We start from the raw sequence: 17107 nt of genomic DNA, 5'->3' as shown, positions 1-17107 counted from the left end.
TACTAATTCTTTAATCCTTGACACAGCGGACAGAAAAAGCCTGTTCAATAGGTTCAAAGACAACAGATGCAACAGACGCCAATCCTATATTGATAATCATTAATGCATGGGCATCAGCACCGTCTTGCGTTGCACTCCAAAAAATGGCGAGAGAACCCATATCGGTATAATTATCGGCAAATCGTTTTTGTCCTGCAGGATAAGCATTGAAACCGGATGAATTATTTCCGTCCCAGTCACTCGCCGATTTTAAAGATTCGGCATTAACATCACCACCCGTATTCTTAATCAATATTTCAAACTCTTCAGCAGAAGGCAAATGCCAGCCATCGGGGCAGGCGGCCACAAAGGCATCTTTAAATTCGTACAATCTTCCTGCTATATCGCAGTTCCTGTCATCGTTATCGTAGCAATAGCTCTTTCCTGTATCAAAATTGAGATTTTCCGCCATCCATACCTGACCTGCTATATTAACGGTACTATACCAACGGCCATCACGTTCGTCCGTCATATATCCGTACGAGGGCAGAGGATTATCTTCCGTAGTCGCCGACGAACCGCTTGCATCATCCGGTTCAAATTCGTCCTTGATTTGCTGAGCATAGTCGGTGCAGGCGCAGAAGCACATCAACGAGAAAAGGACAAGGATGTCAATCAACTTCGTCATAATCAGTCTCTAATGCAACGGATAGATTTTGATTCTTTCGTGTCATTGAGGAACATAGAAGCGGTATCATCGGAATACGAAAAACTCAGTGTATATACTCGATCCACATTTACAGAGGATGTCCAAAATAAGGTCACAGCGGTCTTAGAGATGAAAGCTTCGTTAGTGTTAATGTATCCAGCCGGCAGCACCGTAAATCCAAAATCATCAGTTCCGCCTTCTCCTTTCCCGGTATCCCACCAGCCAGTAGTAGATTTGAGCGTCTTCCCCGCTATCTCATAGCCGCCGGCAACCGTAATTAAAGTTTCGAATTCATCCTTCGACGGCAAATGCCATCCATAAGGGCAAGCGAGCTGCGCATCCTGCCATTTGTAAAGACGGCCATACGTATCGCAACTGGACTCATCGTTATTATAGCAGAGGCTGTTTTCCGTCACAAAATTAAGATTCTGCGCCATCCACGTCTGCGATTCGATCGTCACTGTTCTATATGTCCGTCCGTCGCGATCATCAAAGAGGTCTTCATCCTGGTAAAAGACAACAGATGAAGAAGAGGATTCCGCGCTGCTGGAAGAGCTATAATTTTCGCCATTCATAATGCAACGGACACTGTTTCCATCGGCAGAATCATATTCGCCATGGATTGAAGCATCTCCAAAGCGGTCTATTATCAGATTATATCCAGAAGTACCATTTGAAGCCTTGGCGTTGCTCCAGAAAAACGCCATTGAACCTTCGTCGGAGTAGTTTCCAGAATTCCCCCTAAATCCGCCGGGAAGTGCAGAAAAGCCAAAGGAATTTTTTCCCTCACTGTCTATCCAGCTATTCGTCGCCATCAGTTTCTCGGCCGCATTATTCCCCACCGTCGCAAGCAGAGTATCAAACTCTTCTGGCGAAGGCAGGTGCCAGCCATCCGGACAAGCGTCCTGTGCTGCAGTCCAAACATAGAGGCGACCGTATTTCTCACAGTAGCTCATATCATCATCATAACAATAACCGTCATCCATTTCAAATCTGAGATTTTCGGCCATCCATGTCTGCGAGCCGATTTCTATAGTCTTATAGGTCCGGCTATCGCGATCGTCAAAGAATTCCCCATACAGGTGTTGACTGGATGAAGACTTGGGCCCCAAGCTGCTTGAAGACAGATCGCTTTCTCCATAAAGGCAGCGTATGGAATAACCGTAATTCTTGCTCCCTTGATTCAGACGAACCTCATCATAATCACTGCGCATGATCAGGTAGTCGGCAAGGGTATCGTTATCCCCCTCGGTCGAGCTCCAGAACCCAGCAGTAAGGCCGATTCCATCAAAATATCCTTCATAGCCCAACAAGCCACCAGGTAATGCACCAAAGCCAAAGGAATCCGTACCATTACCCCTATCATCCCATAGTTTGGTATACTTGAGCACTGTCGCAGCCGTAGACCTGTCACCCACATTCTTTATCATTATATCTATTTCCTCTTTTGTGGGCAAGTGCCAACCGGCAGGACAGGCATACAAAGCGGCATCCCATTTGTAAAGACGGCCATACGTATCACAATTCTGATAATTGTCATCATAGCAATAGGTGTCCACGATATAGTAATTCAGGTTTTGCGCCATCCATTCCTGGCCTGCAATCTTAACTGTCCGATATTCCTGGCCATCACGATCGTCCGTCATGTATCCGTACGAAATTTCCTTAATCTCATTAGCAGCCATGCTAGCGTCATCCGGATCGAATTCGTCCTTGATTTTCTGGGCATAGTCGGTACAGGCCGAAAGCACAAGGCTTACAAGCAAAGCAAGCAATATCTGAAATTTTCTATTCATCAGAAGTCTATGATTAAGAATGTTGTACCAAGAATAAAACCGAATCCACCGACTCCAGTCAAAACCCATCCAATGTTTCGAAGCATCTGAGACTGCTTAGCGGCATCCATATTTTCTTTATAGTTGTCGGCAGTGGCAGATTTGTACTGTTCTTCTGCATCGATATTGAAGACTATACCCATGGCAAGCCCTGCTCCCGCAAGAACTGCCGATACAGGCAGAAGCCATGCGGCATGGTCAACCAGGCTCCATGACGACGAGGAAGAACTGGGCACATTTGTCGGCACGCTCGTTCCCTTGGGAGGCGTCGTACTGGTTGTCGGAGTCGTACTTACGTCAGGCCTTGCCGCGCCACCCCTCCTCTTGCGTCCAGAGACCTTGCCCTGCCCACCGTTTTCCGGGACCGTATATTCGTATTCGGTGGTTTCGCCAGCAACGAGGTCCAGCTTGAGAGCCGTCCTTGTGGCACCTTCTCCGATTTCGACTTTTGAACACAGGGGAACGCTTCCCAAGTAGGGAGTCTCACCTACGGGAGCATCATTGACGAACACGGGCAGCTTCAACAGTTCACCCGAAGGCTTGCTCGCCGATAACGCGATTCCGCTGGGAATCGGAACAAGCGCGTCTCTAAAAGTTTCTTCCTTGCCCTTGTAGATTCCGACCTTGAAAGAAGCGGGATTGTAGCAGCGGTGAGAAAGTTCCACGGAATGAACGCCCGGATCAAGTTCGATTTTTCCAGCCTTCACCTTGTTCCCGTCGAGGGTCATTTCCAGTTCATCGAGTGTGCCACCGCCATTGAGCTGCGGTTCGACAACGAGCGTTCCGAAGCGAGGCACGAGGTCGAGAGAAACTTGCTGGCCGTTCCCGGTTATATCGAAAGATCCTTCCGCATCCTCGTAATGATCAAGGACCGCCAGAAAACGATGCCTTCCCGATTCGAGGAGGATCTGGCACGGGGTCGAATTGCACTTCGGCACAGGACGCCCGTCGATACTCAAGGCTGCACCGGGAGGATTAGTCGAAACGTGTATCGCGAAGGACTGGTTGCCGGCCCCGTCAAAGCCAGTGCGGATAATCCCCTTCGCACCGCCGCGAACCTTCCTGAAGAACTCGGGAGCCTTCGCCATAATCACTTCGATCAAGGCCTCGACATCGGCACCCAGTCCGTTGAAGCTGGCGACCAGCTTGTTTGTGGACGTCTCATAGATTTCGGTGCTGATGGAGAACTTGGAGCCCACCTTACCGACACGCGCCTGGCAGATGTAATCGGCGGAAATATTCTTACCCGTTTCCACAAGGCAGCTGCCCTCGCAGTCCTCAATGGCCTTGCCCGGCGGAAGCATTTCCTGGATGTTCTCGCGGGTCATGATGGTGTATTCCAACTCGGCAGGGAGTTCCTTGACCGCCTCTTCACGAAGTGTATTCGTGAGATATATACGTTCCGAAGGAGACAAGAGGTCCTTGGTATCGGAGACTGTCTCCAAAACCGCAACATGCTTAGCAAAAGAGGCTCCCGTAAAGAAAGCCAAAACGAGAAAAATATGGATAAGACGGTTCATACCGCATAAATAATTTTTTTTTTGCAATAAAGCAATACCCAGCGGGCCCCAATGTGAACTTTTTGACACATTTTTCAAAGTTTCCTCCGTGCATGCGAAAAGGGCCCGCCACAAATGGCAGGCCCCTTTGCAAAACCAGGCAAAATTACTTGGCTTCGGCGGCAGCCGGAGCAGCAGCGGCAGCGGCCGGAGCAGCTTCCGTAGCGGCAGCGTCGTCCTTCTTCTTGGACTTCGAGGTAATCGAGAAGATCACCGTGCGCGGGAGGCTGGCGAGCTCGCAACCTTCCGGGAGCTTGAAGGACTTGGCGTAGAACGTCACGTTCGTCTCGAAATCGGAAATATCCATTTCGAGGACGGTCGGGATGCAAGCCGGCTTGGCGGCGAGGTACAGGTAGCGGGTTTCCTGAGAGAAGAGGCCGCCCTGGGTCTTGACACCGACCGGAAGACCGGAAAGCTTCACCGGCACGCGGACCTTGACCTTGGAGTCGTCGCTGATCTTGATGAAGTCGATGTGGGTGATCGCCTGCGTGATGGCATCCTTCTGGTAGTTGTAAATGACAGCGGGATTGCCGGCCTTGCCGTCGATCTCGAGGTCGAGAAGGGTGTAACGCTTGCCCGGGGCGAGAACCTTGCGAACATCGATAGCGCTGACGCTGATATTCACAGACTCCTGACCCTTACCATAATAGACGGCCGGGATCTTGCCTTCCTTGCGGAGACGGGCGCAGTCGCGGCTCTTGCCTAGCACTCTCGAGGTTGCTGCGAGTTTTGTGAGTTCCATTGTAGACTCCAATTTGGTTTATTGTTAAAAGATTCATTGGGGTAGCTGGATTCGAACCAACGAATAACGGAATCAAAATCCGTTGTCTTACCACTTGACGATACCCCAATGGTGGGCGCAAATATAAAAAAAGAATCCCCTTTTTCAAAGGGGAAATGCGCTTTTCATGCCTAAAAAGGGCATTTTTGACGCTAACTGTGCCAAAATTTGGTGAGGGCGATGTAGCGGGAGTATGCCTTGAGGGTTTCAGCGGCGGCTTCAGCCTGCTGCCTGTCGACAAATATTCCGAAGACAGATGCGCCGGAGCCGCTCATGAGGGCGACCCTCGCCCCGAGGTCCAAGAACTTGTCCTTCATCGCGGCAACGAGCGGGTGCTTCGGGAAAACGGAAATCTCGAAAGCGTTGAAGAATGCGCCTGAATCGAGCAGCGGCCCGCCGAAAGAACGTTCCGCATCGGAGGCAGTTTCCCATGCGAGCTTGTAGCCTTCCCAGCGGTCAGGCCCGGACTTGGGTACTCCCGCATAGGCATCCTTGGTGGGGACAGCGTCGTGCGGGGTCGCGATGAGCAGGACCTCGCCTGCAGGCAGGTCGAGCGGGGAGATAAACGATAAACGATCGCCGATGCCCTCGGCGAAAGCCGTGCCGCCTCTGACCAGGAAGGGAACGTCAGCCCCGAGCTTTGCCCCGATGCGTTCCAGTTCCGCAGGCGGCAACCGCAACTCCCAGAGGCGGTTCAGCGCGCGGAGCGCCGCTGCTGCATCGGCGGAACCACCGCCAAGGCCTGCACCGAGCGGCATTATCTTGTCCAAAAAGATATCCGCACCCAGGTCGTTGTTGCCCACATGCGAACGCAGTGCGACCGCCGCCTTGTACACGAGGTCCGATTCCACGGGGTATTCCTGCGGGTTGCTGTACTCCAGGTGGATTTCTCCGTCGTCGCGGGCGCTGAATTCAAGCGTATCGCCGACATCTACCGTCTGGAAAACCGTTCCCAAGTCGTGATAGCCGTCCTCACGCTTGCGGATGACATCGAGAAAAAGATTGATTTTAGCGGGAGCAAATTCTTTCATAGTCATTTCAAACTTCTCACTTCACACTACACACTTCACATTATCTAAACGCTCCGGAGCGTTCGAGTTGCATGAGTTCGTCCATGCCGATAAGCATCGCGCGCGGCTTGGAGTTGCCGGTACTGCGGGCGCACAGGCCCATGCCGTAAAGCTGGTCCACGATCTTGCCTGCACGGCTGTAACCCACGCTGAAGTGACGCTGCACGGCAGAGGTAGAAAGGCCGTTCCCGCATTCGATGGCCCACTTGGCCACCTCGAACAGGAGCTTGTCCTTCTTCTCGTTCATTGCGGCATTGCCATCGTCGTCATCGCCTTCCCCGCCCGCTTCCTCGACCTCGAAGGTCTCGAGCTGCGGGTAACAGACGTTCTGGTTGCTACAGGCGTCGGCAAGTTTTTCCGCTTCCTCGTCACTCAGGAATGCGCCGTGTACGCGCACCGGGTCGGGTGCATTCACCGCCTTGAACAGCATGTCACCGCGGCCAAGCAACTTCTCGGCACCGGCGTGGTCCATCACGGTACGCGCGTCCACCTGGGAGGCCACCTTGAAGCTGATACGCGTCGGCAGGTTCGCCTTGATGTTACCGGTTATCACCTTCACCGACGGGCGCTGGGTCGCAAGCACCAAGTGGATTCCCACGGCGCGCGCCTTTGCGGCAAGACGGCTCACGTTCTTCTCGATTTCCTTCCCGGCGACCATCATGAGGTCTGCCATTTCGTCGATAATCACGACGATAAACGCCATGCGGTGGCCGCGGTCCGTATCGGGCACGTCTTCGGGGAGCAGGCCTGCATCGAATTTCTCGTTAAAGCCGTTGAGGTTACGCACCTTCGCCTTCGCAAGCACTTCGGTACGGCGGTCCATCTCGTAACAGAGCCACTGGAGCGCCTGGATGGCGACTTCGGGCTTGGTAATCACGGGAGCGAGCAGGTGCGGAATGTTCTCGTACATCTTGAGTTCCACCGCCTTCGGGTCCACGAGAATCATACGCAACTCGTCGGGAGTCTTGCTCAAAAGCATGCTCGCCATGAGGGCGTTAATGCACACGGATTTACCGGAACCGGTCTGGCCCGCAATCATCAGGTGCGGGGCCTTCGCCAAATCCATCGCAAACGGCTCGCCGGAAATATCCTTACCGAGGGCCATGATAATCTTGTCCGGCGAGGGCTTGAACGCATCGCTCTCGAAGATGTCGCGCCCGAAGATGGTCTGCATCTTGCGGTTCGGGATTTCAATGCCCACGGCGCCCTTTCCAGGAATCGGCGCGAGGATGCGGATAGAGACCGCCTTCAGGGCCATCGCGAGGTCATCTTGCAGCGCGCTGAACTGGCTTACCTTCACGCCCGGGCCCGGTTCCACCTCGAAGCGCGTAATCACGGGGCCAGTCTCGCAACCGACCACCTTCCCCTTCACCTTGAAGTTCTCGAGCTTTTCCTCGAGCATGCGGCCAATCGCATTGAGTTCCTCTTCGGTGTAGTCCGCAGGCTGCGGATCGTGCTTGTCCAGAATTTCATCCACCGTCGGAATGCGGTACGGGTCGTAATGCACCGTCGGGTCGGGCTGTGGTATCCCGTTAGCGGCACCACCCGTAAACGAGGTGCCCGAAGAAGATGTTCCAATCTGGTTCGGAGCCTCGTATGTCGGATCCTGTTCCATTGTCGGGTCGCGTTCCGCCTCGTCGCTCGTGACAATCTCGGGCATAAAGGTCTCTTCTTCAGAAGAAGCGTCGCCACCCGCAGCCAGCGTCGGCTCATCATCTTTTTCTGTTCCGGGGAATGCGGCGATCCTCGGAGCCACATCCGGTTGTTTCTGTCCAGCGACCACGGTCCTTTCAGATTCATTTTCTGCGACCACGGTGGCATCATCGCGCGTTTCGGCCGGCAAAGCATCGGGCTGAGTCCCACGAACAGCACCTTTCACCACAATCTTGTTCTGGTGGGCGCGTTCCCAGTTGAGCATTTCGCGGGCACGGCGGATTTCGGCAATCTTGTCCCTGATTTCCTTGATTTCGAGCGCACTCATGTTGCGGTAGTTGTCACGCAGTTGCTGTTCCAGGCGCAAGATTTCAGGATCTTCGCCCGTAAAATCGGGTTCAATCGCCTGGTCCGCAGCCACCGGAGCGGCGGGCATCGTCGGCGCAATCGTCGGAGCGACAGTCGACTCGTCCAGTTCTTCGCCGTTTCCGCGGGCCAACACTGGAGTTTCCATCCAGTTCTTGCGAGCACTAAAGGGTTTGAGCTTACCTTTATGCTTGAGCTTGAAACCGTCCGGTTCCTTGAAAATCGTGTCGTCGTCGAGGAACGTGATGCCCTTGCGCTTCGAAAGCCCGATATTCTCGCTCACCACGCCACTTTCGGTATCATCTTCCTCGGCGGTTTCGTCATCTTTTCCGCGCTTCATGAAGAGCCCTACAAGCCAACGGAATCCGCTTACGACAAAAGCAAAATGCCTCGGTCGCAACCCGAACGAGATGACAAGAATCAGAACCAGCCCCGCAAGAAGCAACAGGAACGGAGCCAGTGCAGACACATTGCCGAAAACGGGTTCCGCAATGTTCTTGCAGAAAAACTGGCCCACGATGCCGCCGTTCATCATCAACACGTCGCGGCCCAGCTGCGATTCTCCATAATTCTTGAGCGCAAGGAGACAAGCAAGATCAATCGTAAGAAGGCTCATGCCGACAGCAAGCCCTATCCCCCGCATCCGTACCGGACGGAGCGCAAGGCAAAGGCCCCAAAGCACAAGAGCAAACGTAAATGCAACAACAGGAAGTTTGCCGAAGATAAAGCAGAACGTTTCGGGAATCAGCTTGCCGAAATAAGGGCCAAGCCAGTTGCCTTCGGTGCCGCTATAGACAGAACTCACACAACCTAACAAAAGCACCAGGCCTACACCGACCAGAATCCATCCGCACAAAATAACTCCGAATGGCAAATCCCCAGGTTCGGTTCCCTTCACAGCCGACTTTGTTTTTGTTTTTTTACTAGAAGTCTTTTTCCGTTCAGCCAAAATACGCTCCTTCGAGTTTACTTACGAAATATAGTTTATATTCTTTTATTATTATTGACAGCATGAACAAGAAATTATTGAAAAAACTGAAGAAAATCGGCGTCGGTTCCGTTATTACTGCAGTCATCATTTTCCTCATTCTTTTCCTTGGTAACGCGCAGGATCCGTATGTCGAGGTGATGCGCTCTACCGCCGAAGACCTCGAGAATTTCTTCTACGACCAGTTCTTCAAGATGAAGACCGGCAAGACATTCGAAAAGCTTGAAAAGGACGGCAAGGTCGCCGTGAGCAAGAGCTTCGACCCGAACATCATGATCGTGGATATAGACGAGCCTTCCCTTACCAAGCTCGGCAACTACAACGAGTGGGACCGTTCCATCCATGCAAACGTCATCAAGAACCTGAGTGACGGCGGCGCATCGGCGATCGGCTTCGATATTCTGTTCAAGGACGCGGACTTCGGCGAGAAAAAGGCGAACCAGGCCATCAGCATCCTCAATACGGTGGACTCCACCAAGCCCTGGGATACGCTTTTCACGAGCATCCGCTCGCACTACAACTTCGACTCGCTCATGGTGAAAAACATCGAGGAGAGCGGGAATGCCATCGTCTGCTTCATGATGGACGAAACGACCTCGTTCAAGCACAAGACCATGTGGGAAAAACTGGCGAAATACGAACGCGCCGAAGAACTCGGGTTCGGTTCCACGTTCGCAGAATCGCAGGTCGATTCCGTAGAATATGTCGAGACGAAGACCCTGCTCGACAACATCTACCCCGAACTCGCACACGCAGGCGCGCAGATGGGTTCCGTGAACGCCTACCCCGACGATGACGGCGTCGTGCGCCACGTTTCGATGCTCTACCGATTCCCGAACCCCTACGTCTACCCCGACGTCCCCAGCCGCATCTATTCCACGATGTCGCTCATGACGACGCTGCACCTTTTCCACCAGAAGCCCGAGAACGTGGTCATCAAGATGGGCAAATACATCGACCTCGGCAAGCCATTCGGCGTCTACAAGGACTCCACAGACAAGTTCCACGTCACCTACCCGCAGTTCAGCTACCCCATGTTCCTCCAGCTGCGCAATTTCCTCAAGAGCCCGGATGCCATCAAACGCGCGACAAACGAACTCGTCGACATCACGACGAAGGTCGCCGTGCGCAAGAGCGAAAACGGGAAACCCCTGTTCATGCTCTTCGAAGGCCAATCCCTTGACGAAGACCTCTCTAGCACGCTTCTCAAAATCGCCGATACGATTGACGGGGACGAAATGAACGCAATCGGAGCCGACGAAGAAAAAGAAATTTTCGAAGGCGTCGTGATGAAGCGCGATACCGAGGAGGACGCCCCCGACCACTTCCTCGTGGAAGATTCCAACAATGACGACGAATTCATTATCACCCCCTACATCCTGAACACGATTCGCTATTTCAAGGATTCTCTCGAAAAGATTCCCGAGAACCGCACTATCCACCTTTCCATCGATGTTGACCTCCGCTACGATGCAGAAGCCAAAACATGGAAATCGAATCTCGACATCCTGAGCGACAAGGTGCTCCAGGATATCGCCCGAACACCCAACAACAAGGTCGACAGCCTAAAGCCCGGTGAAGAATTCCGCTTCGGCAACCGCAAACGCGTCCCCATCGACAACTACGGCCGATTCCTCGTCAACTACATCGGCCGCTACAACACCGACCCCGAAATGCGTCCGTTCCAGCATGTCGCCTACTACGATGTCACCAACAACCGCCAGGACCCCGGTCTCTACATGGGCAAGGTCTTTATCCTCGGGTCCGCCGCCCCGGCACTGTTCGACTTTGTGCCAGGCCCGCACGAAGAAAACAACCCCGCCGTGCTTATCCACGCAACCATTATCCAGAACATCCTGAACGACAACTACATCGTAAACCTCGCGGAGCACTACCAGCAGATTATCGTCATCCTGCTCGCCATCGTGTGCATGCTGCTCGGCCTGTTCGTCCGCAGCTACATTTCCATCGGCATATCGCTTTTGATGATGGGAGCCTACGCGTTCATCGCGTTCCGCTATTTCCAGGGCGGCATCTACCTGGGCGTCTCTAAGCAGCTCCTCGCCATGCTGCTCACGAACGTCGCTGCACAGGTTGTCCAGTTCTATTTCGAAAACAAAGAAAAGAAGTTCCTGAACGACGCGTTCAAGCAGTATATCTCCCCCGAACTGATCGACGAGATGGTGAACAACGAAGTTATGCCCAAGCTCGGCGGTGAAAAGCTCAATATCACGGCCTACTTTACCGATATCGCAAGTTTCTCCACCTTCTCCGAAAAAATTGGTGACCCGAGTAAGCTCGTCGACCTGCTGAACGAATACCTGACCAAGATGACCGACACGTTGCTCCACAACAAGGGCACGCTGGATAAATACGAAGGCGACGCCATCATCGCGTTCTTCGGAGCGCCGATGCCCCTGCCCAACCATGCGCAGAACGCCTGCGACACGGCTGTCGGCATGCAGAGCGAACTCATGAAACTCCGCAAGAAGTGGGCCGTGGAAACCGATGAGCACAAGAACCAGAAATGGCCCAAGGTGGTCCACGACATGCACATGAGAATCGGTATCAACTCCGGCGACATCGTTACCGGAAACATGGGATCCGAAACCCGCAAGAACTACACCATGATGGGCGATGCCGTGAACCTCGCAGCTCGTCTCGAAAGTGCCGCGAAGCAATACGGGGCCTACATCCAAATTAGCGAGGACACCCAAAAGCACCTCGACGAAGGCCGTTTCATCTACCGTTCTCTCGACACCATCCGCGTGGTGGGCAAGAGCCAGCCGGTCCGTACCTTCGAACTTCTCGAGCGCACCGGATGCGAGAACGAAGCGAACCTCCTCAAGCTCGTCGAAATCTGGGAACAGGCCCGCGCAGCCTACCTCGCCATGGAGTGGGACAAGGCCATCGAACTGTTCACGCAGTGCCTCGACTACGAGCCCCACCATCCCGACCGCGACCCCGGCAGCAAGACGACACCTTCGCACGTCTACATCAAACGTTGCGAAAGCTACAAGGTCAACCCGCCTGTCGCTGCCGGCGAAACCTGGGACGGAGTGTTCACGGCCACCGAAAAATAATCGGTCCAAGGCCCCGAATACAAGAAGCGCCGGCAAATTGCCGGCGCTCTTTTCATATCCGATGGAACACGCTAGTTGAGCTCGATGTTGTCGATGAGGCGCGTCTTGCCGAAGAACGCGGCGACGAGAATGACCGCCTTGTCCGACGCCTTGAGGACACCCGAGAACTTCTGGAGGTCTTTCTGGTTCACGACCTCGACGAACTGGACCTGGCCGCGGTTCAAGAGAATCGACTTCACCACGATATCGCGGAGTTTAGCGACACCCTTCTCGCCCGCGACAAACGCGGCCTTCGCATCAGCGAGACCCTTCGAGATTCCGAGCGCCTGGGTGCGTTCTTCTTCGGAAAGGTACTCGTTGCGGCTCGAAAGCGCAAGGCCCGACTTTTCACGGACAATGGGGACGCGCTTGATTTCGATGTCAAAGTTCAAGTCCTTCACCATGCGTTCGATGAGGAACACCTGCTGGTAGTCCTTTTCACCAAAGTAGGCGCGGTTCGCCTTCGTGATGAGGAACAGCTTCGAGACGACCGTCAGCACGCCACGGAAATGGCCCGGACGGTAGGCTCCGCAGTAGAGGCTCTCGAGAGTCTCGTCGCGCACCATCGTCAGCGGATCGCCGGCCGGATACATCTCAGAGACGCTGGGAGCAAAAACAAAGTCGGCACCCAGTGATTCAGCCAATTTCGCATCCGCTTCGAGACGCTTGGGATACTTGTCCAAATCCTCGTTCTTGCCAAACTGAATCGGATTCAAGAAAACACTGACAACCGTTATATCGCAATCCTTTACCGACGCCTTGATAAGCGCCCCATGGCCTTCATGGAGAGCCCCCATCGTCGGAACAAGACCGATGGTCTTGCCGGATGCCGCGAGCGGCTTGAGGGTGTTGCGAAGTGTTTCGATTGAATCAATGATTTGCATATAACCTTCTTAATTACTTTCTGGAACAAAATAAGTCGTTTGCTTGGGACATGCAGCAATGGCGTCGAGCACCAGCTGCAGGTGGTTTTCGTTGTGCACGAAATCGATATGGTCCGTGTTGATAATCAGGACGGGCGCATGCGAGTAGTGCCAAAAATGGTGGTCGTAGCGGCTCTGGAGGTCCTTCAGGTAGTTTCCCTCGATGGCTCTTTCCATGGGGCGGCCCCTACTCTTGATGCGGTTCAAAAGCGTGGGGATGCTCGCCTGCAGGTAGACGACCATGTCCGGTCGGGGAATCTCGTGTTCGATAGCCTTCGATACCTGCTCGTACATGGCGAATTCGCTGTCGGAGAGGTTCTGGGCCGCAAATATGGCATCCTTGTCGTAGGTGTAGTCGCTTACGAGCAGGTCGTGGAAAAGGTCGCTCTGGAGCGCCGAATGCTGAAGTTGCTTGTGGCGTTCGAGCAAGAAGAACAGCTGCGTCTGGAAGGCGTAGGGTTCCGGATTCTCGTAGAACTTTTCCAGGAAGGGGTTTTCCTCGTAATTTTCCTCGATACAGAGGGCGTTCCAGCGCTCGGCGATAATTCGCGCAAGCGTGGTCTTCCCCACGCCGATAACGCCTTCGATGGCGAGAAAGTGAACACCTTTTTCGGTCAGCATTACGGTTCCTCCGCTGTAATAGTACGGAACGGAATCTTGCCTTCGCTTTCGACGAGGTTTGCAAGCATTTCCTTCACGGTACAATTGTTCAACGGGTCCACCCAGTCCGACGCGATGTCATTCAGGGGGACAAGCACGAACTGGCGGTTGGGAATTTCGGCATGCGGGATCGTCGGCCGGCCGGCCATGACCTTGTTGCCGAAATAGAGCAGGTCGAGATCAATTTCACGGGAATTCCAGTGACCGCGGGGCTTGCGTCCAAGTACGACCTCGGATCCCTTGAGGTAATGGAGCAGGCGTTTCGGATCCCCATCGTACCAGAAACTCACGACCTGGTTGAAATAGGGACCTTGCCCTTCCGGACCTACCGGAGGAGTCTCGTAAATCGGGCTTTCAAGCCACCCGCCCGAAGATATGCGCGAAAGCATGTCCCGTCCTTCGGCAAGCCTACGGGAGCGGGGACTTAAATTGCTTCCTAGCGCAACAAAAACGCGGTCTAGTGATTCCACGTGCTTTAATATAGCTATTGCAGAAAAATTTTGAGTCCCGTTTATTCCTTTTTTTTGCTGGATAATCATCTTTTTTTCTTTTTTCCATCGAAAAAAGCATTTTTTATGACAAACATCATTTTTTTTTGTATTTTATACGTGAATTCCGAGGGAACCTCCGAGCGGGGCCCTATCTTCTGGAAAATTTATTCTACCCAACATCATACAAGCCAAAGGAACGAATAGTGCCTAGACAAAAGAAGGTTCAAGACGAACCGCAACTGCTTTCCGACACCATTGATTTAAACTCCCCCATCGACTACGAGAAACTCGGCGACCTAGCGCAGCCGATTCCGAGCGCCGAAGGTGCGGAACCCCAGCCCAAGCGTCGCGGCAGGCCCTCCAAAAAAACAGCCGAAGCCCCGGAACCCAAAGAATCTTCCAAGACAAAACAGCCGGCCTCCGAACAGGCCCCCGAACCGGCACCCGCGGCTGTCGAATCCGCACCTTCGGAACCGAAGGCAGAAAAAGCGGAAGCTCCTGCCGATACAACAAAGCCCGAAGCCGACCCGAACAAGGGTGCACAGGCAAACGGTCAGAACAACCCGCAAAACAACGGCCAGAACAACGGGCAGAACGGCGGCAAGTTCAACAACAATAACAACAACGGAAAGTTCAACAATAACAACAATAACAACAATAACAACGGGAACAACGGCAAGTTCAATAAGTTCAACAAGTTCAAGAACCGCCACAACAGGAACCTCCCGCAAGACGACTTTATCGACGAGAGCATCCAGCTGCCCCCGCCGCCGCCCGAAGTAGTGGCGGCCGCAAAGGCAAAGTGGCGCGAACTCCGCGGGCTCCCGATGTTCGAACTGCAGCAGCGCGCCGAAGAACTCGGCATCGAAGACTACAAGCGCATGCGCAAGCAGGCCCTCGTCTACAGCATCCTTTCTTCTACCGGTGGCGAAGAGACTCCCATATACACCGAAGGCGTGCTCGAGATTATCCCGGAAGGCGGCCACGGATTCCTCCGCAACCCCGACCACAACTACCTCGCCGGCCCCGACGACATCTACATCAGCAGGAACATCATCCGCCGCTACGACCTCAAGATGGGCGACACCATCACGGGCCAGGTGCGCCAGCCACGCGAAGGCGAGAAGTATTTCGCCCTGATGCGCATCGACACAGTGAACTTCGAACCGCCCGAAAAGACGAAACGCCGTGTGGCATTCGAATACCTCACCCCCATCCACCCGATCGAAAAGCTCAATCTGGAATGGAAGAAGGACGAATACAGCACACGCATCATGAACCTCTTCACCCCCATCGGCAAGGGCCAGCGCAGCATTATCCTCGCGCCCCCACGTACCGGTAAGACGGTGCTCCTCCAGAACGTGACGCAGGCGCTCACCGTGAACCATCCCGAAGTGAAGCTCATGGTGCTCCTCATCGACGAACGCCCCGAAGAAGTGACCGAAATGAGGAAGCTCATCGACCGCCTCAAGGACGATGCCACCAGGGCCGGCAAGAACATCCAGGCCGAAGTGCTCGCATCCACGTTCGACGAACCGCCCGAGCGTCACATCAAGGTGGCCGACATGGTCCTCGAGAAGGCGAAACGCCTCGTGGAACACGGCAACGACGTGGTGATTTTGCTCGACTCCATTACGCGTTTTGCCCGCGCGAACAACGTTGTCATCCCGCATTCCGGCAAGATCCTCTCCGGCGGTGTGGACGCGAACGCCATGCAGCGCCCCAAGCGCTTCTTCGGTGCCGCACGTAAAATCGAAAACGGAGGCTCCCTCACCATCATCGGTACGGCACTCATCGAGACCGGCAGCCGCATGGACGAAGTGATTTTCGAAGAGTTCAAGGGTACGGGCAACATGGAACTCGTGCTCGACCGCCGCATCGCCGAAAAGCGCATCTGGCCGGCCATCGATATCTTCAAGTCCGGCACCCGCAAGGAAGAACTGCTGCTTAGCGACGAGGAACTGCGCCGCGTCTGGGTGCTGCGCCGCTACCTGCAGGATATGACCACCGTCGAAATCATGGAATTCATGCGTGACAAGCTCAAGCTGTTCGAGACGAACCGCGACTTCCTCACGTCCATGAATGGATGATAATTAATTGATAATTGATGATTGATAATGGATGATTTTATATAAGGATTAAGGTTATGAACCAGAAAATTTTCTTTGCGGGCACGGGCAACATGGGCGGCGCAATCCTGCGCGGGCTCCTGAATGCGAAAGTTGACCCCAAGTCCATATTCTTCTTTGACCCGAGCGATGCTGCCGCGGCTGCGGTAAGCGCACTCGGCTGCGTCCGCGTGAAGAACTTCGCGGAAGGCGTCAAGAAGGCCGACATCACCTTCCTCTGCGTGAAGCCTCAGATTTTCAAGCTCGTCGCCACCGAATGGAAGAACGCCGTCAAGGCCCTCAAGGGCACAAAGACCTTCGTGAGCATCATGGCGGGTGTCGCCCGCAAGAATCTCGTCGAAGTTCTCGGCGCAAAGAACCAGGTGCTCCGCGTGATGCCGAACCTGCCGCTCACTGTCGGCAAGGGCACCGTCGCGCTCGCGACGGACGGCGTCAACGAAGCGACCCTCAAGGCTGCCGAAGAAATCTTCGGGAACATCGGCGTCACCTGCCGTGTCGCCGAAAGCCTCATGGACGCCGTCACCGGACTTTCCGGTAGTGCCCCCGCCTACGTGTTCGAGTTTATCGAAGGCCTTACCCGCGGCGGCGTAAAAGCCGGTTTAACCCGCGATGTGGCCCTCAAGCTCGCCCTCGGGACCATCGAAGGCAGCGTGGAACTCGTGAAGCAGTCGGGCAAGAGCCCGAGCGACCTCTGCGCGATGGTCTGCTCGCCTGCCGGTACGACGATTGCAGGCGTGGACGCCCTCGAAGAGGGTGCATTCCGCTCGAGCCTCATCAAGGCCGTAGTCGCCGGTACCGAACGCTCTAAGGAACTGGGCAAGTAGTCCCGGAACAAAAAAGCG

General features: G+C 54.2%; 12 protein-coding genes and 1 tRNA gene. 3 read left to right on the top strand and 10 right to left on the bottom strand.

Annotated features, from left to right (window positions below):
- Positions 1-10: 10 nt before the first annotated feature.
- From B2310_RS07675 to B2310_RS07645, 7 genes are all read right to left on the bottom strand, one after another.
- Entirely contained in the window at positions 11-667 is a 657-nt protein-coding gene (locus tag B2310_RS07675) for an FISUMP domain-containing protein (protein ID WP_290730221.1), read from the bottom strand.
- A gap of 2 nt (positions 668-669) precedes the next feature.
- Positions 670-2484, bottom strand: coding sequence for a fibrobacter succinogenes major paralogous domain-containing protein (locus B2310_RS07670; RefSeq protein ID WP_290730218.1), 1815 nt, complete (start codon positions 2482-2484; stop codon positions 670-672).
- Positions 2484-4043 carry a PEGA domain-containing protein gene (locus B2310_RS07665; protein ID WP_290730215.1) on the bottom strand — a complete coding sequence of 520 codons (1560 nt, stop codon included), beginning with the start codon at positions 4041-4043 and terminating at the stop codon, positions 2484-2486. The genes B2310_RS07670 and B2310_RS07665 overlap by 1 nt, the downstream gene beginning before the upstream one ends.
- A 145-nt stretch (positions 4044-4188) precedes the next feature.
- Complete coding sequence (locus B2310_RS07660; protein WP_290730212.1) at positions 4189-4824, bottom strand: 50S ribosomal protein L25; 636 nt, start codon at positions 4822-4824, stop codon at positions 4189-4191.
- Between the two features lie 36 nt (positions 4825-4860).
- Positions 4861-4932, bottom strand: a tRNA-Gln gene (locus tag B2310_RS07655).
- 83 nt (positions 4933-5015) lie between these two features.
- On the bottom strand, positions 5016-5900 hold the full coding sequence (ispE, locus tag B2310_RS07650) for a 4-(cytidine 5'-diphospho)-2-C-methyl-D-erythritol kinase (protein WP_290730209.1): 885 nt from the start codon (positions 5898-5900) through the stop codon (positions 5016-5018).
- Positions 5901-5934: 34 nt separating this feature from the next.
- Positions 5935-8757 (bottom strand): DNA translocase FtsK, encoded by a 2823-nt coding sequence (locus B2310_RS07645; RefSeq protein WP_290730206.1) that lies wholly within the window; start codon positions 8755-8757, stop codon positions 5935-5937.
- A 206-nt stretch (positions 8758-8963) separates the two neighbouring features.
- On the opposite strand from B2310_RS07645, the gene B2310_RS07640 reads away from it, so the two are divergent.
- Positions 8964-12023 (top strand): CHASE2 domain-containing protein, encoded by a 3060-nt coding sequence (locus tag B2310_RS07640; RefSeq protein ID WP_290730203.1) that lies wholly within the window; start codon positions 8964-8966, stop codon positions 12021-12023.
- A gap of 71 nt (positions 12024-12094) precedes the next feature.
- On the opposite strand, the gene panC is transcribed toward B2310_RS07640, so the two are convergent.
- Genes panC through folK form a run of 3 tightly spaced genes read right to left on the bottom strand, consistent with a single transcriptional unit; the run spans position 12095 to position 14115 of the window.
- Positions 12095-12946 carry a pantoate--beta-alanine ligase gene (panC, locus tag B2310_RS07635; RefSeq protein ID WP_173364895.1) on the bottom strand — a complete coding sequence of 284 codons (852 nt, stop codon included), beginning with the start codon at positions 12944-12946 and terminating at the stop codon, positions 12095-12097.
- 9 nt (positions 12947-12955) lie between these two features.
- Positions 12956-13606: a deoxynucleoside kinase gene (locus tag B2310_RS07630; protein ID WP_173364894.1), complete on the bottom strand. Its 651-nt coding sequence runs from the start codon at positions 13604-13606 to the stop codon at positions 12956-12958.
- Positions 13606-14115 (bottom strand): 2-amino-4-hydroxy-6-hydroxymethyldihydropteridine diphosphokinase, encoded by a 510-nt coding sequence (folK, locus tag B2310_RS07625; protein ID WP_290730199.1) that lies wholly within the window; start codon positions 14113-14115, stop codon positions 13606-13608. Before folK ends, B2310_RS07630 begins: the two co-directional genes overlap by 1 nt.
- A 224-nt stretch (positions 14116-14339) precedes the next feature.
- Here folK and rho point away from each other — a divergent pair, with 224 nt between their 5' ends.
- Together rho and proC are read left to right on the top strand one after the other, a co-directional pair.
- Positions 14340-16226, top strand: a complete 1887-nt coding sequence (rho, locus tag B2310_RS07620; RefSeq protein WP_349679644.1) for a transcription termination factor Rho — start codon at positions 14340-14342, stop codon at positions 16224-16226.
- A 56-nt stretch (positions 16227-16282) separates the two neighbouring features.
- On the top strand, positions 16283-17089 hold the full coding sequence (gene proC, locus B2310_RS07615) for a pyrroline-5-carboxylate reductase (RefSeq protein WP_290730196.1): 807 nt from the start codon (positions 16283-16285) through the stop codon (positions 17087-17089).
- Positions 17090-17107: the final 18 nt, after the last annotated feature.

Source organism: Fibrobacter sp. UBA3629 (assembly GCF_002374005.1).
Classification (GTDB): Bacteria; Fibrobacterota; Fibrobacteria; order Fibrobacterales; family Fibrobacteraceae; genus Fibrobacter.
This window is presented reverse-complemented; position numbering and strand designations above follow the sequence as displayed.